This is a genomic window from Roseovarius nanhaiticus, from assembly GCF_900156535.1.
GTDB lineage: Bacteria > Pseudomonadota > Alphaproteobacteria > Rhodobacterales > Rhodobacteraceae > Roseovarius > Roseovarius nanhaiticus.
On record NZ_FTNV01000001.1, the window covers coordinates 1,802,752 to 1,828,729 of the forward strand.

Below are 25,978 nucleotides of genomic sequence, written 5' to 3' on the forward strand. Positions count from 1 at the left end.
ATAGGTTCGGCGTCTGTCTACCTATCGGCGGGAAGGGAAACAAGTGGCGGCGCTTCGGCAGTCCTTTGCGCAGCTGCTGCTATTGCAGCGCGGGCACCTGATCGGCTGGGCGCCGGTTTGCCTTGCCACAGGCATCGGGCTCTACTTCTCGCTTCCGGTCGAGCCGGGCTGGCCCGCCTACGCGGCGCTGGCGACGCTTGGCCTGTCAATGCTGATGCTTTCGCGCTGGATCGGGCAGGCAGCGGCGCCGCTTGCCATCGGCGTGGCCCTCATCCTTGCAGGTGCGATTCTGGCAGGCGCGCGGGCGCATCACGTGGCGGGGCCGGTGCTGGGCTGGCGCTATTACGGGCCGATCGAGGGGCGCGTCGTCGGGATCGACCGCTCGGCCTCGGACGCGGTGCGCGTGACGCTGGACCGGGTCAAGCTGGCGCGCGTACCGCCGCACCGCACGCCGGGCCGGATACGCCTGTCGCTTCATTCCAAGATCGAAGGCGCCGCGCCGCGCCCCGGCCTCTACATGGGTGCCACAGGCCACCTGTCGCCGCCCTCGGGCCCGGTGGAACCTGGCGGTTTTGATTTCCAAAGACATGCGTGGTTTCAGGGGCTTGGCGCCGTCGGTTACACGCGGGTGCCGCTCGTCGCGCTGGCGCCGCCCGAGGGCGGTCAGTGGATGTTCCGCATCCGCATGGCGCTGTCGGCGCGGGTGCAGGCCGCGCTTGGGGGCGAGACTGGCGGATTTGCCGCGGCCATCATGACAGGCGACCGCTCGGGGATGGGGCAGGACACGCTGACGGCGCTGCGCGTGTCGAACCTTGCGCATCTTCTGGCGATTTCGGGCCTCCATATGGGCCTGCTAACCGCCTTCGTCTTTGCGGCTCTGCGTTACGGGCTGGCGCTCATCCCCTTCATCGCCCTGCGCGCCCCGGTCAAGCCTGTCGCCGCCGCGCTGGCCCTTGTCGTTGCGGCCTTTTACCTGGGCCTGTCGGGCGGCAGCATCGCGACCGAGCGCGCCTTTATCATGGTCGCCGTCATGCTGGTCGCTGTCATGCTGGATCGCCGCGCGCTCAGCCTTCGCGCTGTGGCGCTCGCGGCGCTGATCGTTCTTGTCCTGCGGCCCGAGGCGCTGATGGGCCCCGGCTTTCAGATGAGCTTTGCCGCGACCACGGCCCTCATCGCGGTTTTCGGTTGGCTGCAGCACGACGCACTGCCGCGCGGGCCAAAATGGTTGCGCCCTGTCATTGCGGTCGTTGTATCGTCGGGGGTGGCCGGCTTTGCCACAGCCCCCATCGCGGCCGCCCATTTCAACCAGATCGCGCATTATGGGCTGATCGCGAACCTTGCCTCTGTTCCTTTGATGGGCGTGCTCGTCATGCCGGCGGCGGTGCTTTCGGTCTGCCTCATGCCCTTCGGCCTCGAGTGGGTCGGGCTCTGGATCATGGGGCTCGGCCTCGATTGGATCCTTCTGGTCGCGCACTGGATTTCCATGCAGGAGGGGGCGCGCGGGATGGTACCCAGTCCCGGGCCTCTGGTGCTGCCTCTATTGTCGCTGGGCGCGCTGACGGTGATCCTCTGGCAAGGTCGCGCGCGGCTGATAGGCGCACTCCCCATCGCGGTGGCCTTTTTGCTATGGGCCGGGGTAGAGCGCCCCCGCGTGCTGATTGCTGACACAGGCGGGCTGGTGGGTATCATGACACCGGAGGGGCGCGCGCTCAGTACCGCCAAGGGCGACGGATTCGCAGCTCTCAACTGGCTGGAAAACGATGGAGATCCAGCAACGCAGGAAGAGGCTGCAGCGCGTTGGCCCGCCGCGCAGCAGGCCGAGGATTGGCCGGACATTCTGGCGCTTCGTGGTAAGCGCGGGCTACAAGAGGTCGCGGGATGCGGCGACGCAGAGTGGATTGTCCTGAACATCAGCGCGCCCGAAGACTGGCATCGGGGGCGGGCTGGCCCGGATGCACCGCCTTGCCACATCCTGGACCCGAAGGCGCTGCGTGTAACGGGCGCATTGGCTATGCATGGCTCGGATCTGTCGGTTATCACTGCCCGCCAAGTCACAGGTGCGCGCCTGTGGAATACAGCCCGAAGCAGCCCCGAAAAGCGCTCAAAGATCGCTTCAAATCAGTAAGTGCGAATGAGCCCGACAAGCCGGCCCTGAACCTTGACCTTGTGATCCGGTAGAACACGCGTCTCGTAAGCCGGGTTTGCAGCCTCGAGCGCGATAGCCCCGCCACGGCGGAAGAACCGCTTGAGCGTCGCTTCCTGATCCTCGACCAGAGCCACAACGATATCGCCGTTATCGGCGGTCGATGTCTCGCGAATGACCACAACATCGCCGTCATTGATGCCGGCGTCGATCATCGAGTCGCCTTTGACTTCCAGAGCGTAATGCTCGCCCGCGCCTGCGATCATGCCGCCCGGCACGGCCACATTGTGCGATGCATGCTGAATTGCCTCAATTGGCACACCCGCCGCGATACGGCCCATCACCGGGATCTCAAGCGCGTCGACCACAACGCTCCGCGCATTGGCGGGCGGCGCCTCATCAGGCAAATCGCCGTCAATGACCTGTGCGGCAAAGCCATGCGACGCGCTACCACCGAGTGACTCGGGCAGTTTGACGATCTCCAGCGCACGCGCACGATGCGCGAGACGCCGGATGAAGCCACGCTCTTCCAGTGCTGTGATAAGGCGATGGATACCGGATTTGGAGCGCAGGTTCAGAGCGTCTTTCATCTCATCGAAACTGGGCGGTACCCCGTCGCGCTGCACGCGTTTGTTGATGTATTCCAGCAAATCCAGTTGCTTTTTCGTCAGCATTGCATGTGTTCCTCCGGGGTTGTATCCGCCTTTGTTCTATTCATGTTCCTGTTTTGTGTCAACGGCGTTGATCAAATTGGAAGTATTTGGACGGTTTCGCCGGCAAGAGCGGCGGGCGCATGCGCTTGTCGCACCAAAAGTGCGTTCGCATCGGCCAGCACCGACAGAAGGGCGCTATCCTGGCTTGCTGCGGGGGTTACTGTGCCGTTCGTTACGCGTGCGCGCATGTAGTGCGCCCGGCGCCCATTGGCAGGCAAGTCCGTGCCCAGCCTCGCCTCTTGATATGAAGGTGCCATGGCGCCCAAACCCATCATCGCACGCAACATGGGGAGCATGAAGATATGCCCGCAAACCATTGCTGAAACAGGATTTCCGGGGAGACCAAGCATGACGGCCTCGCCCATGCGCCCCGCCATCAGCGGTTTGCCGGGACGCATGGCGATTTTATAAAAAGCGCGCTCCATCCCTTGGGCCTGCGCGACCGCGCCCACAAGGTCATGATCGCCGACCGATGCGCCCCCGACTGTCACAATCAAATCAGCGTCCTTGGCAAGCGAAAAGGCCGACTTGAGCGAGGCTTCGGTGTCGCGCGCGATAGGAAGGATGCGGGCCTTGGCACCTTCCGCTTCGGCGAGGGCGGCAAGACCGAAGATGTTGGATGCGGTGATCTGATCCGGGCCCGGCGCCTCGCCTGGCATGACCAGTTCGTCCCCTGTGGCGATTATGGCAACCGTGGGTTGGCAAGTGACCCAAACCTCGCCAATGCCCATTGCAGCAAGCAGCGCCACGTCACTGGGGCCAAGGCGACGCGGTGCACTCACCTCGTGGCCGGCCTTGAAATCGGCGCCGGCGGGGCGGATATGCGTGCCGCTCTCCAAGTCTGAATTGAGAGTTAATTGAGATGAGCTTCGTGTCACATCCTCTTGAATAATAACGCGATCGGCGCCGGGCGGAAGAGGGGCTCCCGTAAAGATGCGCAGCGCCTCTCCGGTGCCGAGACGGCCCTCCCATCTGTGGCCCGCCGCGGCCTCGCCCACGACGTTCAGCACCGCGCCCGGATGCGCGTGGCTGGACCCTAATGCATAGCCATCCATCGTCGAGGCCGCGAAGGGCGGCTGGTCGCGCAGAGCCGAAACAGGCTTGGCCAAGACGCGCCCTGCAGCCGCGCGGAGTGGAACCAACTCCGCCTCGCGTGGAGGGCTCAGCGCGAAGAGGTGCGACAGGGCCTCGTCAACGCTTATCACTGTGCGACTCCATTTGCCCTGAGTGCAGACATCGACATTCAGATCGCCTCGTATCGGCCTGATTTTCCGCCATCTTTCAGAACAACGCGCAAGCCGCCAATTTCCATCGCACGATCGACAGCCTTGGCCATGTCATAGACCGTCAGGGCTGCAACGCCAGCAGCTGTCAGCGCTTCCATTTCGACGCCGGTCTGACCTGTGGTCTTGACCGTCGCCGCGATCTGCAGGCCAGGCAGGTCCGGATCGAGAGTAAGGTCCACACTTGCCTTGGAAATGGGCAGGGGATGGCAGAGCGGAATGAGGTCCGATGTACGCTTGGCGCCCATGATCCCGGCAAGGCGCGCAACCGCGATCACGTCGCCCTTCTTGGCGCGGCCTTCTGCAATGATATCATAGGTTTCGCGCGCCATACTGATATGGCATGCGGCGGTCGCCACGCGGGCCGTCACGGCCTTGTCCGACACGTCGACCATGTGGGCGTCGCCCTTGTCGTCGAAATGTGTGAGGCCGCTCATTCACATGCCCCCGGCGGTGAGCGGATTGGCCAGGATGTGACGTGTTGCGCTGGCGACATCATCGGCGCGCATAAGCGTCTCGCCGATCAAGAAGCATCGGGCACCGTAGCGGGCGATATCGGCCAAGTCTTCGGGTGTTTCCAAAGCACTCTCGCAGATGATCAGCCGGTCCTCGGGAACGTAGCGCGCAAGGGTCCGCGTCGTATCAAGAGTGGTCTCGAACGTATTGAGATCGCGGTTATTAATACCAATGAGGGGCGATGTCAAAGCCTCGGCGCGCTTCAGTTCCTCGGCGTTATGCACCTCGATAATCGCGTCCATCCCCCAGTCCGACGCCGCCTGTTCCAGCGCGGCGGCTTCGGCATCGGTGACGCTGGCCATGATGATCAGGATGCAATCGGCTCCGAGGCTGCGCGCCTCGACGACCTGATACGTGTCGTACATGAAATCTTTGCGCAGGACGGGTAGCTCGCAGGCCTCGCGTGCCTGGGTCAAGTACTCCTTGGCGCCTTGGAAACTGGGCGTGTCCGTCAACACCGACAGGCAGGCGGCGCCGCCCTCGGCATAGGCTGCGGCAAGCGCGGCGGGGTCGAAATCCTCGCGGATGAGGCCTTTGGAAGGGCTTGCCTTCTTGATCTCGGCGATAAGACCGTAGCCGCCGTTCGCGGCGTTGAGAAGCGCCTCGTGGAAGGGGCGCACAGGCGGGGCGGCGCGGGCGCGGTCCTCCATTTCTTCAAGCGGAACATCTGCCTTGGTTGCGGCAACCTCTTCAAGTTTATAGGCTTTGATCTTTTCGAGGATCGTGGGCGTTGTCATGACGTCTCCGATGTAATTTTGGCAAGCTTTGCGAGGCAGTTACGTGCCGCGCCGCTGTCGATGCTATGGGCAGCCTGCGCAGCGCCCTCGGTCAGCGACTCTGCGTGGCCTGCGACCAAAAGTGCCGCCGCGGAATTCAGGAGCACGGCGTCGCGATAGGCGCCCTGCGACCCGTCCAATAGCGCACGGAAGGCGGCACCATTTTCCTGTGGCGTACCGCCTAGGATATCCTCAAACGGGTGCAGCGGCAGGCCCGCCTCCTCGGGATGCACCTCGAATTCGGCGATGCTTCCGTCTTCGTTCAGGGCCGCGACCCAGCTGTGCCCGCTAATGGCCAACTCGTCCGTGCCATCGCTGCCATGCACCAGCCACGCGCGGGTGGATCCCAGTCGGCCCAGTGTTTCGGCCATGGGACGGATCAGGTCGCGGCGATAGGCGCCGGTCAATTGGCGTTTTACGCCCGCAGGGTTGGTGAGCGGCCCGAGAATGTTGAAGATGGTGCGCGTGCCCAACTCGGCCCGGACGGGTCCGACATGCGCCATGGCCGGGTGGTGCATAGGCGCCATCATGAAGGCGATTCCCGCCTCTTTCAGCGCTTTTTCAACGACTTCCGGGCCGATCATCACGTTGACGCCCATCTGCCCCAGCGCATCCGCCGCGCCCGATTTCGAGCTGAGATTGCGGTTGCCATGCTTCGCCACCGGCACACCAGCGCCCGCCACGACAAAGGCCGTCGCGGTCGAGATATTGAGCGTGCCCTTGCCGTCGCCGCCGGTGCCGACGATGTCCATCGCGCCTTCGGGCGCGTGCACCTTGTTGCATTTGGCGCGCATCACGGCGGCGGCCGCGGCGTATTCATCCACCGTCTCGCCGCGCGTGCGCAGCGCCATCAGAAAGCCGCCGATCTGGCTGGGCGTTGCCTCGCCATCGAAGAGGATGCCAAAGGCCTGCTCGGCCTGCGCGCGGCTGAGCGGGCCATTCGCGGCGGCGTCAATGAGGGGTTTGAGCGCGTCGCTCATGCGGGCACCTGTTGCAACTCGGGAAGCGTGTCGAGGAAATTCTTGAGCAGGGCATGGCCGTGCTGCGATGCGATGGATTCAGGATGGAACTGCACGCCCTCGATGGGCAGCTCGCGGTGGCGCAGGCCCATGATGGTGCCGTCCTCCAGATGTGCTGTCACCTCCAGGCACTCGGGCAGGCTCGCGCGTTCGACCACGAGGGAGTGATAGCGCGTCGCCTCGAAGGGCGAGGGCAGGCCGGCAAAGACGCCCTGGCCTTCGTGATGCATCAGCCCCATTTTGCCATGGACGATTTCGGAGTGTCGAATGACGCGCCCGCCAAAGGCCTGCCCGATGGTCTGATGACCGAGACAAACACCCAAGAGGGGAATTCCCTCGCGCGCGGCGGCCAGCGTCAGGGGCAGGCAAATGCCCGCCTGATCCGGATCGCACGGGCCGGGCGACAGCAAGATCCCCGAGGGCTTCATCGCCAATGCGGCCTCGACGTTCAGCGCGTCGTTGCGGCGCACGACCACTTCCGCGCCCAGCTCGCCGACGTAATGGACCAGATTATAGGTAAAGCTGTCGTAATTATCGATGAGCAGCAGCATCTTGGCAGATCCGTGTTTGAATTGCCCCGCTGTGCCCGCGCCCCATGATTTGGGGTGGAGGCCGGGGGGCCGGTCGCGGTATACTTGTTCAGGCTTGGTCCCGAGGGTCAAGGGGCCGAAAGCCCGAAACGCTGCGGCAGACAGTGACATTCGGGCGCGATTGCAGGAGGGCCAAAGGCATGGCGAGCGGATTTTTGTCTGGGTTGGTGGCGGGTGCGGCCGTCTCAACCGTGGCGCTTGGCGCGGCTTCGGTGCTGACAGGCGGCGCCGAAGGGCGGCTGCCGGAAACGGCGGCGGTCGAGGTGCCCGCAGGCTCGGAGTTCAACCAGTCGCTGGTCGATGGCCCGGCGCAGATGCCGCAGGCCGATGGCGCGCCCGCGCTATCGGGCGAGGCGCCGCAGGTGGATGCCGCCGCGCCCGATGATCTGAGCGCCATCGGTGCGGGCGGCACGCAGCCCTCCCAGCGCCCCCAGCCGGGCAGCATCGACGCCGATTTGAGCGCGCCGCAGGTGCCCACGGGCGGCAGTGGTATCACGCCCAGCCAGCCGGATGGCGCCAGCATCGCTGCACCGGACATGCAGGCGGATCCCGCTCTCGATCGCGCACAGGAGGCGCAGGGCGCTGAGAGCGCAGGGATCTCGACAGATCCCGCGCAGCCCAGTGTGCCGGAGGTCGAAACCGGAGCGGGCCTGGTGAGCGATATGGACCAGGGTTCTGCTGCGGAAATGGCTGAGCCAGGCTCGGACATGCTTGAACCGGACATGCCCGCGCCGGAACTGCGTGACCCGGACACCACTGATCCCGAACCCGCCGCGCCCGAAATCGCCTCGGCCCTGCCGCAGCCCGAGATGGACGCAGAAGACACCCGATCCAGCACCATTGGCGATATCGCCACCAATATCGAAACCGGCCGCCTGCCGTCTGTCGGCGCCGAGCCCGAGGGGACAAGCGGGGATGCGCCCGTTGATGAGCCCGTCGATACGCGCGCCATCATTCGCAACGCCGCACCTTTCGACAATTCCGAGGGCAAGCCGCTGATGTCGATCGTGCTGATCGACGATGGCAGCAGCCCCATTGGCCTTGAGGCGCTGGACGCTTTTCCCTATCCGCTGAGCTTTGCGGTCGAGGCCACCGCGCCGGGCGCGTCCGAAAGGATGGAGCGTTATCGCAATGCGGGCTTCGAGGTGCTTGCCATCGCCGATCTGCCCGAGGGCGCCGATGCGCGCGACACCGAGACCGTCATGCAGACCGTCCTTGCTGCCGTGCCGGATGCGGTGGGCATCCTCGAAGGCACCGGAACGGGCCTGCAGATCAGCCGCGACGCAAGCGAGCAACTGGCTCCGATCCTGCTCGAGTCGGGCCATGGCCTCGTGCTTTTTGCCAAGGGGCTGGGCACCGCGCCCAAGCTGATTGCGCGCGAGGGGGTTCCGGTGGGAACGGTCTTTCGCGATTTCGACAGCAACGACCAAAGCCCGACGGTCATCCGCCGCTTCCTGGACCAGGCCGCCTTCAAGGCGGGCCGTGAGGAGGAGGGCGGCGTGATCATGCTGGGCCGCCTGCGCGCCGACACGATCAGCGCGCTCTTGCTATGGGGTCTGCAGGACCGCGCCAGCAGCGTGGCACTAGCGCCCGTCTCGGCGGTGCTTTTGGACGGCAGCTAGGCCTCGCGCCATGTGCCGGGCGCGATCCCGTCCAGTGACCACTCCCCGATGCGCCAACGCACGAGGCGCAAGGTGGGATGCCCAACATGCGCCGTCATGCGGCGCACCTGCCGGTTGCGGCCTTCGGTGATCGTCAGCTCGATCCAGCTGTCTGGCACGGATTTGCGAAAGCGTACGGGCGGCACGCGCGGCCACAGCTCTGGCGGCGCGATCCGGCGCACTGTGGCGGGCCGCGTCGGCCCGTCCTTGAGCGTAACGCCTTGGGTAAGCGCGATCAGCGCCGCATTGTCCGGCACGCCCTCGACCTGCGCGAGATACGTCTTGGGTTTCTTGAACTTCGGATCCGCAATCCGCGCTTGTAGCTTGCCATCATCAGTCAGGAGCAAAAGACCCTCGCTGTCCCGGTCAAGCCGCCCGGCAGGATAGACGCCCGGCACGTCCACATAGGCGGCCAGCGTCGGATGGCCGCTGCCTTCATCGGTAAATTGCGACAGGACGCCATGAGGTTTGTTGAAGAGGATCAGGCGGGGCATCAGTGCCTCGTGCAAATTTCGCACGAAATTTGCCTGCCGAACTTCATGCGAAATTCGCTTTGCATCAGCTGTTGCCGCTGCCGCCGAAGCGGGCCGCATCCGCCGCCGCGCGGCGGATGGCATTGGATTTATGGACCGTCTCCATATATTCCGCCTCGGGGTCGCTGTCATAGACGACACCGCCCCCGGCCTGAATATAGAGCTGCGCGTCCTTGACCACCGCTGTGCGCAGCGCGATGCAGATATCCATATCGCCCCCGGCGCTGAAATAGCCCACGCCGCCGCCGTAGACGCCGCGCTTTTCCGGCTCCAGCTCGTCGATGATCTCCATCGCGCGCACCTTGGGCGCGCCCGAGACCGTCCCGGCGGGTAGGCCGGCCAAGAGCGCGCTCAGCGCGTCCTGATCCTCGGCCAACTCGCCCACGACGTTCGAGACGATATGCATGACGTGGCTGTACCGCTCGATGATGAATTCCTCGGTCGGGCGCACGGTGCCCACCTTGCAGACGCGGCCCGTGTCGTTTCGCCCCAGATCCAGGAGCATCAGATGCTCGGCCAGCTCCTTGGTGTCGGCCATCAGATCCGCCTCGTTCGCGCGGTCTTCCTCGGGCGTGGCGCCGCGGGGGCGGGTGCCTGCAATGGGGCGGATCGTGACCTCATTGCCAAAGACGCGCACGAGGATCTCGGGGCTGGCGCCGATCACCTGGAAGCCGCCGAAATTGAAGTAGAACATGAAGGGCGAGGGGTTCGTTCGCCGCAAGCTGCGATACAGCGCGAAGGGCGGCTGTGCAAAGGGTTGCGTCCAGCGCTGGCTGGGCACGACCTGAAAGATATCGCCCGCCTTGATATATTCCTTGGCCTGTTCCACCGCGGCCTTGTAGCCCTCGCGCGTGAAGTTCGATACCGCCTCGCCATCCTCGGCGGCCTCTCCCAGCCCTCGGCTTTGGGGCAGGGCGCGGTCCAGATCGCGCACGGCATCCATCACCCGCTCGGCGGCGCGCGCATGGGCGGCGCGGGCGCTGGTGCCCGGCTCGTGCCATGCAGGGGCGACGACAATCACCTCGCCCTTCACCCCGTCCAGCACGGCGATGACCGAGGGGCGCAGCATCAGCGCATCGGGCAGGCCCAGCGGATCGGGATTCACATTCGGCAAATGCTCGACCAGGCGGATCATGTCGTAGCCCAGATACCCGAAGAGGCCCGCACTGGCGGCGGGCAGATCGCCCGGCAGGTCAATCTTGCTCTCGGCGATCAGCGCGCGCAGATTCTTCAGCGGATTGCCGTCCTGCGTTTCCCACGCCTCGGGATCGAAGCGGGCGGCGCGGTTGATTCGGCTGGCCTTGCCGTGGCACTGCCAGACGAGGTCCGGCTTCATTCCGATGATCGAATAGCGTCCGCGCACCTCGCCGCCGGTGACCGATTCCAGCATGAACGCATCGGAGGCGCCGCCCGCAAGCTTCATCATCAGCGATACGGGCGTATCGAGATCGGCTGCAAGGCGGGTATAGACCAGCTGGCTTTTGCCCGCGTCATAGCCTGCGGCGAAATCCTCAAATGCTGGGGTCAGCTCCATTGTCCTGCCGTCCTTACTGGAAATTGGCGTGAACGGCGGCGATCGCCTGCTGGTCCAGCGTGATGCCTGCGCGGGTGCGGATATCCTCGGCCAGCGCCTGGTAGAGATCCTGCGCGATGTCGCCCGCCGCCGAATCCTGCAAGGTCGTACGCAAGCGGTCCATCTCGCCGCCCGCCGTCTGGGGAACCGTAGTGCCGTCGAGGCGGACGATGTAGAGACGGCCATCACCAGCCACCGTCTCGACCTCGCCTTCTTCCATGCCGAAGATGGTGGGGATCGTACCCGGAGGCGTGCCCGCCTGAAAGCCTTGGCGCGTGATGCCCTCGGCGGTGCGCGGGCTGAGGCCCACATCCTCGAAGCTGGCACCGTTCTCAAGTTCGGTCACGATGCTCTCGGCTTGGTCGCGCAGCGCCTCGATCAGCGCATCGCGGGCCCATGCGGCGGCCACCTGCTGTTCCACCTCTTCCAGGGGCTGCACCGTCGGCTCGACCACCTCGTCGAGGCGCATGGCAAAGATACCGCCATCGCCGAGGGGCATGACTTCGGGAAAATCATCCTCTTGCAGTTCGGCGGCGGCCTCGCGGAAGGCGGCGTAGCCTGCGATGCCCTCGCTCATGCCCGGGCGCCAGTCGATGGTGCCGACCTCCATCTGGGTTTCGGCCCCGAGGTTTTCGATGGTGGCGCCGCCTGCCAGACGGTCGCTGATATCCTCGACCGAGGCGTCGATAACGCGCGCTGCGCGGTCGTTGGCCAGCGCATCGCGCAGCTCACTCTCGGCCTCCTCGAAGGAAGTGATCTGTTCTTGCAATACGGCGTTGATGCGGAAAAGGGCCGGGCCTAGATTTGTCTGAACCGGACCCACGACATCGCCCGATGCGGCGCTGAACACGGGCGCGCCCGCGGCGCCCAGCTCGGCCTCGTCCACATCGCCCATATCCACATCCTGCAAGGTCAGTCCGCGCGCCTCGACCAGCGCGTCGAAGGTGGTCTCGCCGGCGTCCAGCTGCGCACGCGCCTCATCGGCGGCCTCGGCGCTGGAATAGACCAGACGCTCGACCAGGCGCCGCTCGGGTTGATTGAACTCAGCCTCGCGCGCCTCATACGCCTCGCGCAGCGCGGCCTCGTCCACCTCGACCTCGTCGATGATCATCTCGGGCGTCAGCCAGGCATAGGTGATGCGCTGCGTCTCGGGCGTGGTGAACTGAGGGATGTTGGCCTGATAGTAGGTCTCGAGATCCTCGTCAGTAGGCACCGGCAGGCCGGTCTTGAGATCGCTGCGCCCGATCGAGGCGAAGGTCACGGCGCGCTCCTCGGCGATATAGTCCAGTAGCGTATCGGTATAGGCGTCCGGAGTGTTGATTCCCGCGATCACGGCGCCTTGCACCAACGTGCTGGCGGTCTCGGCGCGCACGTCTTCCTCGAACTCGGTCTCGCTCAGACCAGCGCGCTCCAAGGCAAATCGGTATCCCTCGCGGTCGAACTGGCCGTTCACACCCTGGAATCCGGGAATGTCCATGATCTGGCGCCCCAGCGCGGCATCGCCGATGGAGATGCCCATGCGCGCCGACTCATCCTCGAGTGCGGCCTGGCTTACAAGGCGCGACAAGACCTGTTGCGGCAGGCCCTGCGCCTGCGCCTCGGAAAAGGGCAGGGGCCGGCCTGTCTCGGCGACGACCGCGTTGACCTCCTGCCGCAGGGCGCGGGCATAGTCATTGATCCCGATCTCGGTATCGCCGACCGTGCCAATGCGGGTAATGTTGCCGCCCAGATTGGTCACGCCAAAGCCGCCAAGGCCAAGGATCAGAAGGCCCATCAGGACCCACATCGCGGATTTGGAAATGCTGCTGGATCGCATGTTTTGGGCGCCTTTGTCGGGAATGGAGTGCGGTTTCGCGTTGCGGTTTGTCTATGCGTTCGGTGCTTTAGGGGCAAGGGGCCAGCCGCCATCCTCATATACGCCAAGCCCGGCAAGCCGGTCGAAGAGCGTGTCGATCCCGGCGCGGTCCACATTGGCAAAGGCGATACGGAAATGGCGCGCGCCAGAGGGATCGCCATTGGGCGTGAACATCGTGCCGGGCAGGGTCAGCACACCCGCATCGCGCACAAGGCGCGGGGCCAGAGCGTCCGAGCCTTCCGCGAATGGATGCGCGAGATAGGCGAAATAGGCGCCGACGCCTTTGAGTTCCCAGCCTTGGGCGGCGAGTTTCGGCATTCCATCCGCGATGGCGGCGCGGCGGTCCAGAATCTCGGCCCGCTCGCCTGCCAGCCATTGCGCGAGGTTCTGCATTCCCCAGAGCGCGCCGATCTGGCCCAGCTGATTGGGGCAGATCGCCACGCAATCGAGGAATTTCTCGGCCTCCATCAGCCGCGCGGGCGACGTGACCATCGCGCCGACGCGGTGGCCGGTCAGCCGGTACGCCTTGGAGAAGGAGTAGAGCTGGATCAGCGTCCGGTCCCAATCGGGATCGGTGAAGAGGTCATGCGGCGCGCCGGTTCTGGCGTCGAAATCGCGATAGGTTTCGTCGACCATCAAGGCGATGCCGCGCGACTTTGCCAGCTCGTAGAAGGCGCGGACCAGATCCGCCGGGTATTCCACCCCGCCCGGATTGTTCGGCGTGACCAGCACGATGGCGCGGGTGCGCGGTGTGATAAGCGCGGCGGCCTCCTCGGGATCGGGCAGAAGGCCCGCGCGCGCGGGCAGCGGCAGGGTACGCACGCCGTTCATGTCGCACCACATTTTATGGTTGAAATACCATGGGGTTGGAAGAATGACTTCATCCCCTTCGTCGCAAAGCGTCGCCAGCGCCGCGCAGAAGGCCTGATTGCAGCCCGAGGTGATGGCGACATTGCCCGCAGAGATGGCCCCGCCATAGGCCGCACTCCACTGCGCCGCCACTTCGGCGCGCAGGTCGTCGCGGCCCAGCACCGCGCCATAAAGATGCGCGTCCGCCTCATTCATCGACGCTTCGGCCATCGCGCGCCGCAGCCCCTCGGGCGGCACTTCGACCGGGGCGGCCTGGCTGACATTGATCAGCGGGCGGTCGGGTGTGAACTCCACCCCTGCCAACCAACGGCGGGCTTCCATGACGGGCGGGGCGAAACTATGCGCGGTGCGGCTCATGTCGATGTATTTCCTTATTTGCCGCGATAGGGCTGGACGTATTGCAGGGCGAGATCCCAGGGGAAGAAGATCCAGGTATCCTGGCTCACCTCGGTGACGAAGGTCTGGACGCGCTCCTTGGCCATGGGCTTGGCATAGACCGTGGCGATATGCGCTTTCGGCATGTGCGCGCGTACCACATCGAGGGTGCGCCCGGTATCGACCAGATCGTCAATCACGAGAATGCCGGTGCCGTCCCCGATGATGTCCATATCGGGCGATTTCAGGATCTGCGCCGCGCCTTGGGTCTGGTGATCATAGCTTTTGACGCTGATCGTATCGACGGTGCGGATATCAAGCTCGCGCGCGACGATCATCGCAGGCGCCATGCCGCCGCGCGTGATGGCAACGACCGCCCGCCATGCCCCGTCATCCGGCCCCTTGCCGTCAAGGCGCCACGCCAGCGCGCGCGCGTCGCGGTGCAGCTGGTCCCAGCTGACATGAAAGCCTTTTTCGTGGGGCAGGGGTTCGTACATGGAATGCCTTTCGGTCAGATCGCGATGCGGGCGGCCATGGCGCCCAGCAACAGCGCGGCGCAGCGATCAAATTTCGATTTCAGCCGGATATAGCCGGCGCGCATCGGCGCCGTGGTCAGGATCATCGCGGCCATGGCATACCACGCCAACTCCAGCGCCAGATGATTGGCGAGGACCATCGCCGACGTGGTCCAGTCAAGATCCGCGGGCAGGATCGTGGAGAAGATGGAGCCGATGAAAAACACGAGCTTGGGATTTGCCAGATTGGTGATGAGGCCCAGCCGGAATCCCTGCGCGATGCCGGGCAGGGCGGTGTCCACGGGCTTGTCCGCGCCGCGCCAAAGTCCGATGGCAAGCCAGATCAGATAGGCCGCGCCCAGCAGCTTGAGCGCGGTATACGCGGCGGGAATTGCGGCAAAAATCGCGCTGAGGCCCAGCAACGCAACGAGGGACCACAGCACGGCCGAAAGCGACAATCCCAGCCCGGTCATCAATCCTGCGCGCCGCCCGCCGACAAAGGACGAGCGTATCATCGCGATGAAAGCGGGGCCGGGGCTGGCAAGCGCGCCGAGTATGGCCGCGTTGAACAGAAGGAGCGTCGCCGCGTCCATCATCGCCCTCTAGGTATTGTCGATATCGGGCGCGTCGACGGCCTTCATGCCGACCACGTGATAGCCCGCGTCGACATGCAGGTTCTCCCCGGTGGTGCCGCTGCCCAGATCGCTCAGCAGATAGAGCGCGGCCTTGCCCACATCGTCGATGGTCACGTTGCGGCGCAGGGGCGAGTTCAGCTCGTTCCATTTCAGGATATAGCGGAAATCACCGATGCCCGACGCCGCCAGTGTCTTGATGGGTCCGGCGGAAATGGCGTTGACGCGAATGCCGTCGCGGCCCAGATCCTCGGCCAGATACTTGACGGACGCCTCGAGTGCCGCCTTGGCGATGCCCATCACATTGTAATGCGGCATGACCTGCTCGGCGCCGTAATAGGTGAGGGTCAGCATCGAGCCGCCTTCGCCCATCAGCTTTTCCGCGCGCTTGGCCACGGCGGTAAAGCTGTAGCAGCTGACATCCATCGTATCGAGAAAGTTCTGGCGGCTGGTGTCGATATAGCGCCCGCGCAGCTCGTTTTTGTCGGAAAAGCCGATGGCGTGAACCAGGAAGTCGATCTTGCCCCAGACACGCTCGATTTCGGCGAAGGCCGCGTCGATCGAGGCGGGATCGCTGACGTTGCAATCGATCATAACGTCCGAGCCGAGGGATTTTGCCAGCGGCTCGACCCGCTTCTTGAATGCGTCGCCCATATAGGTAAAGGCCAGCTCGGCCCCCGCGTCGGCGCAGGCCTGGGCGATGCCCCAGGCGATGGATTTGTCATTGGCGAGGCCCATGATAACGCCGCGCTTGCCCGCCATAAGGTTGTTTGACATATCCCGTTCCCGACCCGATTAGCTACCTTTTCTGACCTTTAGGCGATTGGCCGGGGTGCATCAAGGGTTGCCGTGCCGGGCGGCCGCCGCGCGGTGCTGGAAATGGTGCGGGCTTTGCGCCATATCTCGATCATGTGCAGCAAAGGGCGCGGGCAGTATGCAAGGGAGCGGACAAGATGAGCGATAGAACAGGCAAATTCGCGGGCGACGACCCTTTCGCCATCGCGCGCCGCTGGCTGAAGGAGGCCGAGCAGACCGAGCCGAACGATCCCAATGCCATTGCGTTGGCCACCGTCGACCCGGACGGCCTGCCGAACATGCGTATGGTCTTGCTCAAGGAGATCGCGGACGACGGCTTTGTCTTTTATACCAACTATGACAGCGCCAAGGGGCAGGAGTTGGCCGCCAGCGGCAAGGCGGGTTTCGTCATGCATTGGAAAACGCTGCGCCGCCAGATCCGCGTGCGCGGTCCCGTCTCGCGGCAGGACGGCCCGGAGGCGGATGCCTATTATGCGTCGCGCTCGCTAAAAAGCCGGCTGGGCGCGTGGGCGTCGCAGCAGTCGCGCCCGCTGTCCAGCCGCGGGGCGCTGATGGCCGAGGTCGCCAAAGTGTCGGCGCGCCATGGGTTGAACCCGCCGCGCCCGCCTTTCTGGGGTGGCTTCAAGATCACGCCTGTCGAGATCGAGTTTTGGGCCGATGGTGACTATCGCCTGCACGATCGCTTTGTCTGGCGCCGCGCAGAAGAGAGCGCGACGTGGGATATCACGCGCCTGAACCCCTGAAGTGCCGCACTCTCTGCGGGGGCGGTTGGCGATGCCCGGCGGCTGACCGCCGCCGCATTGTGACGTTTTAGCGATATTTCGCCCAAAATTACAGGGCATGCGGGTTTTGGGTGTAGCAATGCACGCTAAACGTGCAAAGGTAACGGAACGGGCATGGACGGATAAGTCAGTCGCGCTTATACGAGAGCCTGTTTTGTGGGAGTGCGCGTATATGGGCATGTTCGATGTCAAGCAGACCGGCGCGGCGTGGGCCGCAACGAATGCCGATGACAAGGCCGACAGCGTCACCCGCCGCGTGCAGGGGCGCGTCAAATGGTTCGATCCGGTGCGCGGCTTCGGCTTTGTCCTCTCAGAGGATGGCGGCGCGGACATCCTGCTGCACGCCAATGTGCTGCGCAGTTTCGGCCAAAGCTCGGTCGCGGATGCGGCCTTGGTCGAGCTTGACGTGCAGGCGACCGAGCGCGGTGTCCAGGCGACGGCCGTCCATAAAATCGTGCCGCCGGAAACAACAAATTTGCCTGCGATGCCTGATTTCGAGGATATCGATCCCGAGACATTGGCGAACGCCCCCCTGCTTCCGGCGCGGGTCAAATGGTTCGACAAGGCCAAAGGCTTCGGCTTTGCCAACACCTTTGGCGAGGACGCGGATGTGTTCGTTCATATCGAGGTGCTGCGCCGCGCTGGCCTGGCGGATCTGCAACCAGGCGAGGCGTTGGCGATGCGTGTGATCGATGGTAAGCGGGGTCGCATGGCCAGTGAGGTCAACGGCTGGGAGAGCGCTGTTCCATCATGAAATTCGCCGCGGTTCTTCTATCGCTCATCCTCTGCGCGCCCGCGTTCGCGGAGGAGTGCAGCCCCGATGTCGTGCAGTTGCGCGGAGAGTGGGGGCAGGCGCGCTTCGCAGTCGAGCTTGCCGACGATGAGGCCGAGCGCGCCCAGGGGCTGATGCACCGCGAATCGATGCCGCAATCGGCGGGCATGCTCTTTGTCTATCCCGAGCCGCGCATGGTTGGGTTCTGGATGAAGAACACACTGATTCCGCTGGACATGATATTCGTCGATTCCACGGGCACAGTGCAGCGCGTGCATTCCAACGCGGTTCCGGGTGATCTGACCCCGATCATGGGCGGGTCGGACACTATTCTGGCCGTGCTCGAGATCAATGGCGGCCTTTCGCGCAAATTGGGAATCGCCCCCGGCACCCAGCTGCGTCATCCGGCCTTCGCGCCTGATCGCGCGGCTTGGAGCTGTTAGGCGGGTTTGCCGCGTCATTCGCCCTTTTCATCGGCGTGATTCCTGCGTATGCACCGGCGTATGGTTCGGGGTGTGGCGCAGTCTGGTAGCGCACCTGTTTTGGGTACAGGGGGTCGTAGGTTCGAATCCTGCCTCCCCGACCATAATCTTTCCTTTATCACGTGACGCCGTCCTGAGTGCGGCAGGCAAAGCGCGGGCCGCGCGCGGCCCAATGGGCGCTTGCCTGTGGCGCGGATACATCTAAACCGCAGGTTGCGCGATTTTTGTCACGGATGCACGCGGCCGCGAGATGCGCACAGGCCTGCCGTGCGGAGGCGCGGGATAACCTTGAACCTTTTTGTGAAGCGTTCGCCCTAAACCAGCCGAAAAACAGCGGTTTTGAAAACCACGCTTCCCTCGCGTCATCTGCGCGTCGCCTGTGGATATGCTGTGCATGAATCGGCTGGCCCAAGCCGGGGTCCGAAGGCGCCGAAAAGGTCAACGGAAAAGAGATGAATTTTGGGTAAATTTGGCGTTGACTGGGTATGTCCAAATGCGTCAGGTTGTGCAGGTCGCTGACGCACACACAAGATATAGTGGGCCGAGGGCGGCAAGGGACATTCTCGATACCGGCCGGATACAAGGCTAGCAGACGGGTGCCGATGGGCGCGCGGCAGCTGTATTTCGGGGTGCGCCCAGTGGTCAGGGCCTGACGCGGAACGGCGCGTTTGGACAGTCAACAACAGCAATTGGTACCCAAGCGGGGCGAGAGGCAGCGACATGAAAATCGACAGAAAGTTCACGAAGGCCGGTCAGGACGCATATGCGGAGATGGACTTCACCGTGACCTCCTCGGAGATTCGCAATCCGAATGGCAGCTCGGTCTTCAAGCTGGACAATGTCGAAGTGCCCGCGGGCTGGAGCCAAGTCGCCAGCGACGTCATTGCGCAGAAGTATTTCCGCAAGGCGGGCGTTCCCGTGCGTCTGAAGAAGGTCAAGGAAAAGGGCGTCCCGGAATTTCTGTGGCGCTCGGTCCCCGATGGCGAGAATGTCGAGACCACGGGCGAGACGTCGGCCAAGCAAGTGTTCGATCGCCTTGCCGGCGCCTGGACATATTGGGGTTGGAAGGGAGGCTATTTCACCACCGAGGAAGACGCGCAGGCCTATTTCGACGAGATGCGCGTGATGCTGGCGGGCCAGATGGGCGCGCCCAACAGCCCCCAGTGGTTCAACACCGGCCTGCATTGGGCCTACGGCATCGACGGTCCGGGGCAGGGGCACTACTATGTCGACTACAAGACCGGCAAGCTGACCAAATCCTCCTCGGCCTACGAGCATCCGCAGCCGCATGCCTGCTTCATCCAGTCGGTCGCCGATGATCTCGTCGGCGATGGCGGTATCATGGATCTCTGGGTCCGCGAGGCGCGCCTCTTCAAATACGGTTCCGGCACCGGCACCAACTTCTCGAGCTTGCGCGCTGCGAACGAGCCGCTGTCTGGTGGCGGCAAGTCCTCGGGCCTCATGGGCTTTCTGAAAATCGGTGACCGTGCAGCAGGCGCGATCAAGTCGGGCGGCACCACGCGCCGCGCGGCCAAGATGGTGATTTGCGATGCCGACCATCCCGATATCGAGGAATTCATCAACTGGAAGGTCAAGGAAGAGCAGAAGGTTGCCAGCATCGTCGCCGGCTCCAAGATGCACGAGGCCAAGCTGAACGATATCTTCGCCGCGATCCGCGCCTGGGATGGCAGCCTGGAGGATTCGGTTGACCCCAAGAAGAACGCGGGCCTCAAGGATGCCATTCGCGGCGCCAAGAAGTGCTCGATCCCCGAGACATACGTCAAGCGCGTGCTGGACTATGCCAAGCAGGGCTATGAGAGCATCGAATTCCCGACCTACGACACCGACTGGGATAGCGAGGCCTATGCAAGCGTTTCGGGCCAGAACTCCAACAACTCGATCCGCGTCACCGACGCCTTCCTGAAGGCCGTCAAGGACGATGCAGATTGGGCGCTCTTGAACCGCACCGACGGCAGCGTTGCCAAGACGATCAAGGCGCGCGATTTGTGGGAAGACGTGGGTCATGCCGCATGGGCCTGCGCCGATCCGGGCATCCAGTATCACGACACGGTCAACGCGTGGCACACATGCCCCGAGGATGGCGAGATCCGCGGATCGAACCCCTGCTCGGAATACATGTTCCTCGACGATACGGCCTGCAACCTGGCGTCCATGAACCTCTTGAAGTTCTACGACGATGGCCGTTTCGACGCCGAAGCTTACATGCACGCATCGCGCCTCTGGACCATCACGCTGGAAATCTCGGTGATGATGGCGCAGTTCCCGTCCAAGGAAATCGCGCAGCGCAGCTATGACTTCCGCACGCTGGGCCTGGGATATGCCAATATCGGTGGCCTCTTGATGAACATGGGCCTCGGCTATGACAGCGACGAAGGCCGCGCCCTTGGCGGCGCGCTGAGCGCGATCATGACCGGTGTTGCCTATGCGACCTCCGCCGAGATGGCGGGCGAGCTGGGTGCCTTCGCTGGCTACCAGCGCAACGCCAAGCACATGCTGCGCGTCATCCGCAACCACCGCAACGCCGCCTACGGCAAGGAGGATGGCTATGAGGGGCTGGAAGTGAAGCCCGTCCCGCTGGACATCGCGGGTTGCCCCGACAGCCGTCTTGTCGAGCTGGCCATGTCCACCTGGGACGAGGCGCTGGCACTGGGCGAGCAGCACGGCTACCGCAACGCGCAATCCACCGTCATCGCGCCGACCGGCACGATTGGCCTTGTCATGGATTGCGACACGACCGGGATCGAGCCTGACTTTGCCCTCGTGAAGTTCAAGAAGCTGGCCGGCGGGGGTTACTTCAAGATTATCAACCAGTCGGTGCCCGCCGCCCTCGAAATGCTGGGCTATGGCTCGGCGCAGATCGAGGAGATCATCAGCTATGCCGTGGGCCACGGCACCATCGGGAACGCGCCCGGCATCAACCACACCTCGCTGGTGGGTCACGGCTTCGGCCCGAACGAGCTGGCCAAGGTGGATGCGGCGCTGGGCAGTGCCTTCGACATCCGCTTCGTCTTCAACCAGTGGACGCTGGGCGCCGAGTTCTGCACCAATGTGCTCGGCATCCCCGAGGCCAAGCTGAACGACCCGGCCTTCGATCTGCTGGCGCATCTGGGCTATTCCAAGAAGGATATCGACGCGGCCAATGACCATGTCTGCGGGACAATGACGCTTGAGGGCGCACCGCATCTGCGCGAAGAGCATTACAGCGTCTTCGATTGCGCCAACCCCTGCGGCAAGAAGGGCAAGCGTTACCTCAGCGTTAACAGCCACATCACCATGATGGCAGCCGCGCAGTCCTTCATCTCGGGCGCGATCTCCAAGACGATCAACATGGCCAATGACGCCACGATCGAGGATTGTCAGAAGGCGTATGAGCTCAGCTGGTCCTTGGGCGTCAAGGCAAATGCGCTTTACCGCGACGGCTCCAAGCTGTCGCAGCCTCTGGCCTCCGCGCTGGTCGAGGATGACGATGAGGCGGCCGAGATTTTGGAGAGCGGCAGCAACCACGACAAGGCGGTCACACTGGCCGAGAAGATCGTGGAAAAGATCGTCATCAAGGAAGTGAACAAGTCGCACCGCGAGAAGATGCCTGAGCGCCGCAAGGGCTATACCCAGAAGGCGGTCATCGGTGGTCACAAGGTCTACCTGCGCACAGGCGAATATGCCGACGGCCAGCTGGGCGAGATCTTCATCGACATGCACAAGGAAGGTGCGGGCTTCCGCGCGATGATGAACAACTTCGCCATCGCCGTGTCCGTGGGCTTGCAATATGGCGTGCCTCTCGAAGAGTTCGTCGATGCCTTCACCTTCACCAAGTTCGAGCCGTCGGGCATGGTGCAGGGCAATGACAGCATCAAGAACGCGACCTCGATCCTCGACTACATCTTCCGCGAGTTGGCGGTCAGCTATCTCGACCGGACCGACCTTGCGCATGTGAAGCCCTCGGGCCACAGCTTTGACGATCTGGGCCGGGGCGAAGAGGAAGGCGTGCGCAATATCAGCGAGATGAGCGAGGCGGCGGCGTCGAAGTCGCTCGAAGTGCTCAAGCAGATCAGCTCGACCGGCTATCTGCGCAAGCGTCTGCCCCAAGACCTCTACGTGCTGAATGGCGGGCAGGCCCGTGCGGCCAGTGCGACCGGTGCGGCCAGTGCCGATCCGGTCAGCAGTCTGCAAACCCTGGTCCCCGAAACGGCGGGCGCGGCAATGGCCACGGCCACCGTGACCAGCCAGGTCTCGAGCGCGACAATGACCTCGGGCGCGATGTCGATGGATGCGCGCACCAAGGCCAAGATGCAGGGTTACGAGGGCGAAGCCTGCGGCGATTGCGGCAACTACACGCTGGTGCGCAACGGCACCTGCATGAAGTGCAACACCTGCGGCGCGACCTCGGGCTGCAGCTGATCGCGGGGGATGTCCCTCGACACCGGACCAAAGGGGCGCTCTAGTGGCGCCCCTTTTTTATTGTGGGCAATGCAGACGCGCGCATATTCGTTTGGTGACCGTCAACTGCGAGGGGCCGTGTGAGCGCCTCTTCGTCGACTGGCGTAGCCCAGAGGATCCAACAACCGCACTCGCTCAATCCCGAATGCGCTATCCGTGATCCGTCAGGCACGCGGCATGATCGCGCAGAACCTCAAGCACGCGGCAGTCGGCGACCGTGTCACGGCTGCATTCACACAGCATGCGCTTAAGCTCTTTGCGCAGCGCCTCCAGCCGGGTGATGCGGACCTCGACCTCCTTGAGTTGGCGCAGGGCGATGCTGTCGACATCGGCGCAGGACCGGTTCGGGTTGTCGGACAGGTCCAGCAACTCGCGGATCGCGTCGAGCGTAAAGCCAAGTTGCCGCGCGTGACGGATGAATGACAGGCGGTCAAGCTCTGCGTCGCCGTAGCGGCGCTGACCGCCTTCCGTGCGTCCCGGCTCAGGCATGAGGCCGATCTGCTCGTAATAGCGGATGGTCTGCACTTTGGTGCCGGTGCGCTTGGCGAGCGTGCCTATGGACAGCATGACGGGCCTCCTTATTTCTACAGCCCATGTAGGTTTTAGGCCGGCGGTTCACAAGGCGCCCGAAAGGGGCGTCAGGTTAACTGAAGACCTGCCGTCTCACGCTTGGCTTTAGGCCGGTATTTGTAAGGCGCCCTGCACGTCGAACCTGCCGCCGCCGCCCGTCGCCGTGTGTGCGTGCGCCAGCCAAACCCGGTATTCGGCCAAGTTTGCAGCGCGCATGGCCAAGGCCGGTCAGCCGATTGGAAAATATCATGAAAGGCGGTTGAACCTAAAGTGGCTAGAGGTCCTATATGCTGAGTCGTTGATGGAGATGATGAGATGACCGAAAGCCGCGCCGACGCAAAACCGACCTCCTGTAACGTGGGAGGCTTCGTCCTGCCGGGCGATCCGCCTCCGCGGGCTGCGTCTGCGGCGGCGTGCTGTGGTGGGGGGGCGCAGACGGTTCAGGTCTCGTGTTGTGGCCCATCGGCAAGCCAGGATGCACCGCTCTGGCGGCGCTTCGACTGGATGCTGTGGGGCTCGGGTGCGGTCATCCTTGTGTCATACCTTGCGGCGTTCGTAATGCCCCATGACGCGCCACTTGGTCTCGGTGTCTTTACGCATGGCGTGCAGGAAATGATGAACCTGATGTGGTGGGGCATCTTGGTCGGCATGCTGGCCGTCGGCCTGATCGACCGCGTGCCCCGGCAATTCGTCATCGGCATCATCGGGCGCGATCAGGGCGCGACGAGCCTTGTCAGGGCGGTGCTGGCCGGCGTTCTGCTCGATTTGTGCAATCATGGCGTGCTGATGGTTGGCGCCAAGCTGTACGAGCGCGGCGCGAGCCTTGGCCAGGTGTTCGCCTTCCTCATCGCCTCACCGTGGAATTCGCTGTCGTTGACCATCATCATCGGCGTGCTGATGGGCTGGGAGTGGATGGCGATCTTCCTCGTTGCCTCGCTGGTCATTGCCTTCGCCACTGGCCTTGCCGTCGAGGCATTGGAGCGCGCGGGGCGGGTCAAGCCGAACCCGAACCGGGTTGAGTTGCCGGGCGACTTCCATCTCTGGCGTGAGGCAAAGGCGGGTCTGCGCAAGACGCGCTATGATGCGGCCTTCGTGCAGGACATCGCGCGCCGTTCCGTCACCGCCAGCCGCATGGTCCTGCGCTGGCTTTTCTTTGGGGTCGTGCTGGCTGCGCTGATCCAGGCGACCGTGCCGACCGAGATTTTCGAGACGTGGTTCGGCGCCACGCTTATCGGCCTTTTTACCACGCTGCTTGCCGCCACGATCATCGAGGTCTGCTCGGAAGGGTCGGTGCCGATCGCCGCAGACCTGATGACGCGCGCCGCTGCGCCGGGCAATGCCTTCACCTTCCTGATGGCAGGCGTGGCCACCGACTATACCGAGATCCTCGTGCTGAGGGAGGTGACGGGGCGGCTGAAGGCGGCTCTGCTCTTGCCGCTCCTGACCGTGCCTCAAGTCCTTGTGATCGGCTGGGCGTTGAACGTCGCAGGATGAAGACGCAGAAAAACACGATAGGAGATTGATCATGCAGAAACTGACCCGCCGCGGCATGCTGTTGGGCGCCGCTAGCCTCGCAGCCGCCGCGCCGCATGTCGGCCTTGCCGGGGCCGCGCCTAAAATCCATGTGTTGAAAGACCGCAATTGCGGCTGTTGCGGTGCTTGGGTGGATATCCTGCGCGCCGATGGCTTTGATGTCTCGAGCGAGAACAGCTTTGGCACTCTTCTGATCCGCCACAAACTGGACAACGGTATTCCGCAGGCCATGACGTCCTGCCACACCGGCGAGATTGCAGGCTATTTCATCGAAGGCCACGTCCCACCCGCCGATATTCGCACGCTGCTGGACGAGCGCCCGGATGCGGTTGGCCTGGCCGTGCCGGGGATGCCCTATGGCTCGCCCGGAATGGGCCCCGAGGACAAGCGCGAAGCCTATGACGTGTATCTGATCCGGCGGGATGGCAGCACCGAAATCTTTGCGCGCTACGAGGCGGCAGCCTGACACCGCTCGGCGCCTGTGGGCATGGACGTGACGCATCGCGCCAAACGAGGCGGCGATTGCCGGTGGCACGTGGGGTGTGTCGCCGTAACTTGGCCTCAGCCGCTTTCTGTCCCGAGCAAAGTCTCAAAGCGGTGTTCGACCAGTTCCAGAAAGCGTGAGGCCACCCGAGAGGGCCGGCGCAGCGCCGGCAGCAAAAGATCGTATCGAAACCGCTGCTCGGGATCGAGAAGCCGTGTCGATACCCGCCCCGCACTGGCAAAATGCGTCGCCGTGACAGGCTCGACAATGGAAATCCCGGCGCCGCTGGCAACAAGCTCGCAAATGGAGGCGGATAACTGCGCCTCGGCGACGATCCGTGGCCGGGCGTTTCCAGATGCCAGAAACATATCGGTCTCCGAGCGGGTGCCGATTTCGGCGCCGAGCGCTATGAAAGGCTGCTGGTCGAAGTCCGATGGGGCAAGACTGTCCTTTCGCTCCAATGCGTGACCACGGGGCAGCACGGCCAGCATTGGCGCGGTAAAGATGGGCGCGCGGGTGACGGCGGGATGATCGCTCTCAAGCGCCGCGAACCCGAGATCGAACTGTTGCGAGCTGAGATGGCGCAGCACGGCCTGCGAGCTGCGGGCGCGCAGCGAGACGGTGATGCCCGGCTCTTCGGCAACGAACTGCGCGATCACGTCCGGCAGAAGTTTGAGCGCAAGCGCAGGCATGCCAGCGACCAACAGGCTGCCTTTGCGGAAATCGCGAATATCCTCGATCACGCGCGAAATTTCGGCCATGCCGACGAAGGATCGCTCGACCTCTTCATAAAGGGCCAGCGCCTCGGATGTGGGAATGACCTGCCGTGCGCGCCGCTCGAACAGGGCGAAACCGGCGGCACTTTCGAGATCGGCGATCAGCTTGCTGATGGAGGGCTGTGTCGTCGCCAGAACCTCGGCGGCCGACGTGATTTTGCCGGTCTCTATGACCGCGCGAAAGGCTTCGATCTGGCGATGGGTGAGACGCGGAAGCATCCGCAATATATACCCTGGGAGAATGTATATCG

Annotated in this window: 23 protein-coding genes and 1 tRNA gene; 9 read left to right on the forward strand and 15 right to left on the reverse strand. The window is 63.9% G+C overall.

What is annotated here, in order from left to right; genetic code table 11:
- Nucleotides 1-43 precede the first annotated feature (43 nt).
- Complete coding sequence (locus BW975_RS08735) at nt 44-2,125, forward strand: ComEC/Rec2 family competence protein (protein ID WP_076532730.1); 2,082 nt, start codon at nt 44-46, stop codon at nt 2,123-2,125.
- Here the strand turns inward: BW975_RS08735 and lexA are convergent.
- The 6 genes from lexA to BW975_RS08765 form a co-directional block, all read right to left on the reverse strand.
- Entirely contained in the window at nt 2,119-2,817 is a 699-nt protein-coding gene (lexA, locus tag BW975_RS08740; protein ID WP_076532732.1) for a transcriptional repressor LexA, read from the reverse strand. The genes BW975_RS08735 and lexA overlap by 7 nt on opposite strands.
- Nucleotides 2,818-2,888: 71 nt before the next feature.
- Nucleotides 2,889-4,061, reverse strand: a complete 1,173-nt coding sequence (locus BW975_RS08745; RefSeq protein ID WP_076532734.1) for a molybdopterin molybdotransferase MoeA — start codon at nt 4,059-4,061, stop codon at nt 2,889-2,891.
- A 38-nt stretch (nt 4,062-4,099) separates the two neighbouring features.
- On the reverse strand, nt 4,100-4,576 hold the full coding sequence (moaC, locus tag BW975_RS08750; protein ID WP_076532736.1) for a cyclic pyranopterin monophosphate synthase MoaC: 477 nt from the start codon (nt 4,574-4,576) through the stop codon (nt 4,100-4,102).
- The gene (gene trpC, locus BW975_RS08755; protein WP_076532738.1) at nt 4,577-5,392 is read right to left on the reverse strand and encodes an indole-3-glycerol phosphate synthase TrpC; all 816 of its coding nucleotides are present in this window, start codon (nt 5,390-5,392) and stop codon (nt 4,577-4,579) included. It lies immediately after the preceding gene.
- On the reverse strand, nt 5,389-6,411 hold the full coding sequence (trpD, locus tag BW975_RS08760) for an anthranilate phosphoribosyltransferase (protein WP_076532740.1): 1,023 nt from the start codon (nt 6,409-6,411) through the stop codon (nt 5,389-5,391). The genes trpC and trpD overlap by 4 nt, the downstream gene beginning before the upstream one ends.
- The gene (locus BW975_RS08765; RefSeq protein WP_076532742.1) at nt 6,408-7,001 is read right to left on the reverse strand and encodes an anthranilate synthase component II; all 594 of its coding nucleotides are present in this window, start codon (nt 6,999-7,001) and stop codon (nt 6,408-6,410) included. Before BW975_RS08765 ends, trpD begins: the two co-directional genes overlap by 4 nt.
- A gap of 179 nt (nt 7,002-7,180) precedes the next feature.
- On the opposite strand from BW975_RS08765, the gene BW975_RS08770 reads away from it, so the two are divergent.
- Nucleotides 7,181-8,662 (forward strand): divergent polysaccharide deacteylase family protein, encoded by a 1,482-nt coding sequence (locus BW975_RS08770; RefSeq protein WP_244512459.1) that lies wholly within the window; start codon nt 7,181-7,183, stop codon nt 8,660-8,662.
- On the opposite strand, the gene BW975_RS08775 is transcribed toward BW975_RS08770, so the two are convergent.
- The 7 genes from BW975_RS08775 to fabI form a co-directional block, all read right to left on the reverse strand.
- Complete coding sequence (locus BW975_RS08775) at nt 8,659-9,195, reverse strand: rRNA large subunit pseudouridine synthase E (protein ID WP_076533576.1); 537 nt, start codon at nt 9,193-9,195, stop codon at nt 8,659-8,661. The genes BW975_RS08770 and BW975_RS08775 overlap by 4 nt on opposite strands.
- A 64-nt stretch (nt 9,196-9,259) precedes the next feature.
- A complete protein-coding gene (gene trpE, locus BW975_RS08780) occupies nt 9,260-10,768 on the reverse strand; it encodes an anthranilate synthase component I (protein WP_076532744.1) in 1,509 nt (502 codons plus the stop codon).
- A 13-nt stretch (nt 10,769-10,781) separates the two neighbouring features.
- Nucleotides 10,782-12,623, reverse strand: a complete 1,842-nt coding sequence (locus tag BW975_RS08785; protein ID WP_076532746.1) for a peptidyl-prolyl cis-trans isomerase — start codon at nt 12,621-12,623, stop codon at nt 10,782-10,784.
- 51 nt (nt 12,624-12,674) lie between these two features.
- A complete protein-coding gene (locus BW975_RS08790) occupies nt 12,675-13,889 on the reverse strand; it encodes an aminotransferase (protein ID WP_076532749.1) in 1,215 nt (404 codons plus the stop codon).
- A 14-nt stretch (nt 13,890-13,903) separates the two neighbouring features.
- The gene (gpt, locus tag BW975_RS08795) at nt 13,904-14,404 is read right to left on the reverse strand and encodes a xanthine phosphoribosyltransferase (protein ID WP_076532751.1); all 501 of its coding nucleotides are present in this window, start codon (nt 14,402-14,404) and stop codon (nt 13,904-13,906) included.
- A 14-nt stretch (nt 14,405-14,418) separates the two neighbouring features.
- Nucleotides 14,419-15,018: a LysE family translocator gene (locus tag BW975_RS08800; protein WP_076532753.1), complete on the reverse strand. Its 600-nt coding sequence runs from the start codon at nt 15,016-15,018 to the stop codon at nt 14,419-14,421.
- A 6-nt stretch (nt 15,019-15,024) separates the two neighbouring features.
- On the reverse strand, nt 15,025-15,831 hold the full coding sequence (gene fabI, locus BW975_RS08805) for an enoyl-ACP reductase FabI (RefSeq protein ID WP_076532755.1): 807 nt from the start codon (nt 15,829-15,831) through the stop codon (nt 15,025-15,027).
- A 176-nt stretch (nt 15,832-16,007) separates the two neighbouring features.
- On the opposite strand from fabI, the gene pdxH reads away from it, so the two are divergent.
- The 5 genes from pdxH to BW975_RS08830 all read left to right on the forward strand — a co-directional run bounded on the left by pdxH (nt 16,008) and on the right by BW975_RS08830 (nt 22,325).
- Nucleotides 16,008-16,613, forward strand: coding sequence for a pyridoxamine 5'-phosphate oxidase (pdxH, locus tag BW975_RS08810; RefSeq protein WP_076532757.1), 606 nt, complete (start codon nt 16,008-16,010; stop codon nt 16,611-16,613).
- Between the two features lie 217 nt (nt 16,614-16,830).
- A complete protein-coding gene (locus BW975_RS08815) occupies nt 16,831-17,406 on the forward strand; it encodes a cold-shock protein (RefSeq protein ID WP_083687069.1) in 576 nt (191 codons plus the stop codon).
- Nucleotides 17,403-17,867, forward strand: coding sequence for a DUF192 domain-containing protein (locus tag BW975_RS08820; protein ID WP_076532758.1), 465 nt, complete (start codon nt 17,403-17,405; stop codon nt 17,865-17,867). Before BW975_RS08815 ends, BW975_RS08820 begins: the two co-directional genes overlap by 4 nt.
- Before the next feature lie 66 nt (nt 17,868-17,933).
- Nucleotides 17,934-18,010: transfer RNA gene (locus tag BW975_RS08825), tRNA-Pro, on the forward strand.
- A 616-nt stretch (nt 18,011-18,626) separates the two neighbouring features.
- Entirely contained in the window at nt 18,627-22,325 is a 3,699-nt protein-coding gene (locus tag BW975_RS08830; protein WP_076532760.1) for a vitamin B12-dependent ribonucleotide reductase, read from the forward strand.
- A gap of 189 nt (nt 22,326-22,514) precedes the next feature.
- Here BW975_RS08830 and BW975_RS08835 read toward each other — a convergent pair whose 3' ends face one another.
- Nucleotides 22,515-22,931 carry a MerR family transcriptional regulator gene (locus BW975_RS08835; RefSeq protein WP_076532762.1) on the reverse strand — a complete coding sequence of 139 codons (417 nt, stop codon included), beginning with the start codon at nt 22,929-22,931 and terminating at the stop codon, nt 22,515-22,517.
- A 318-nt stretch (nt 22,932-23,249) separates the two neighbouring features.
- Between BW975_RS08835 and BW975_RS08840 the strand changes: the two genes are divergently transcribed.
- Complete coding sequence (locus BW975_RS08840; protein ID WP_083687022.1) at nt 23,250-24,428, forward strand: permease; 1,179 nt, start codon at nt 23,250-23,252, stop codon at nt 24,426-24,428.
- A gap of 31 nt (nt 24,429-24,459) precedes the next feature.
- The gene (locus BW975_RS08845) at nt 24,460-24,933 is read left to right on the forward strand and encodes a DUF411 domain-containing protein (protein ID WP_076532765.1); all 474 of its coding nucleotides are present in this window, start codon (nt 24,460-24,462) and stop codon (nt 24,931-24,933) included.
- Between the two features lie 95 nt (nt 24,934-25,028).
- On the opposite strand, the gene BW975_RS08850 is transcribed toward BW975_RS08845, so the two are convergent.
- Nucleotides 25,029-25,946, reverse strand: coding sequence for a LysR substrate-binding domain-containing protein (locus BW975_RS08850; protein WP_076532767.1), 918 nt, complete (start codon nt 25,944-25,946; stop codon nt 25,029-25,031).
- Nucleotides 25,947-25,978: the final 32 nt, after the last annotated feature.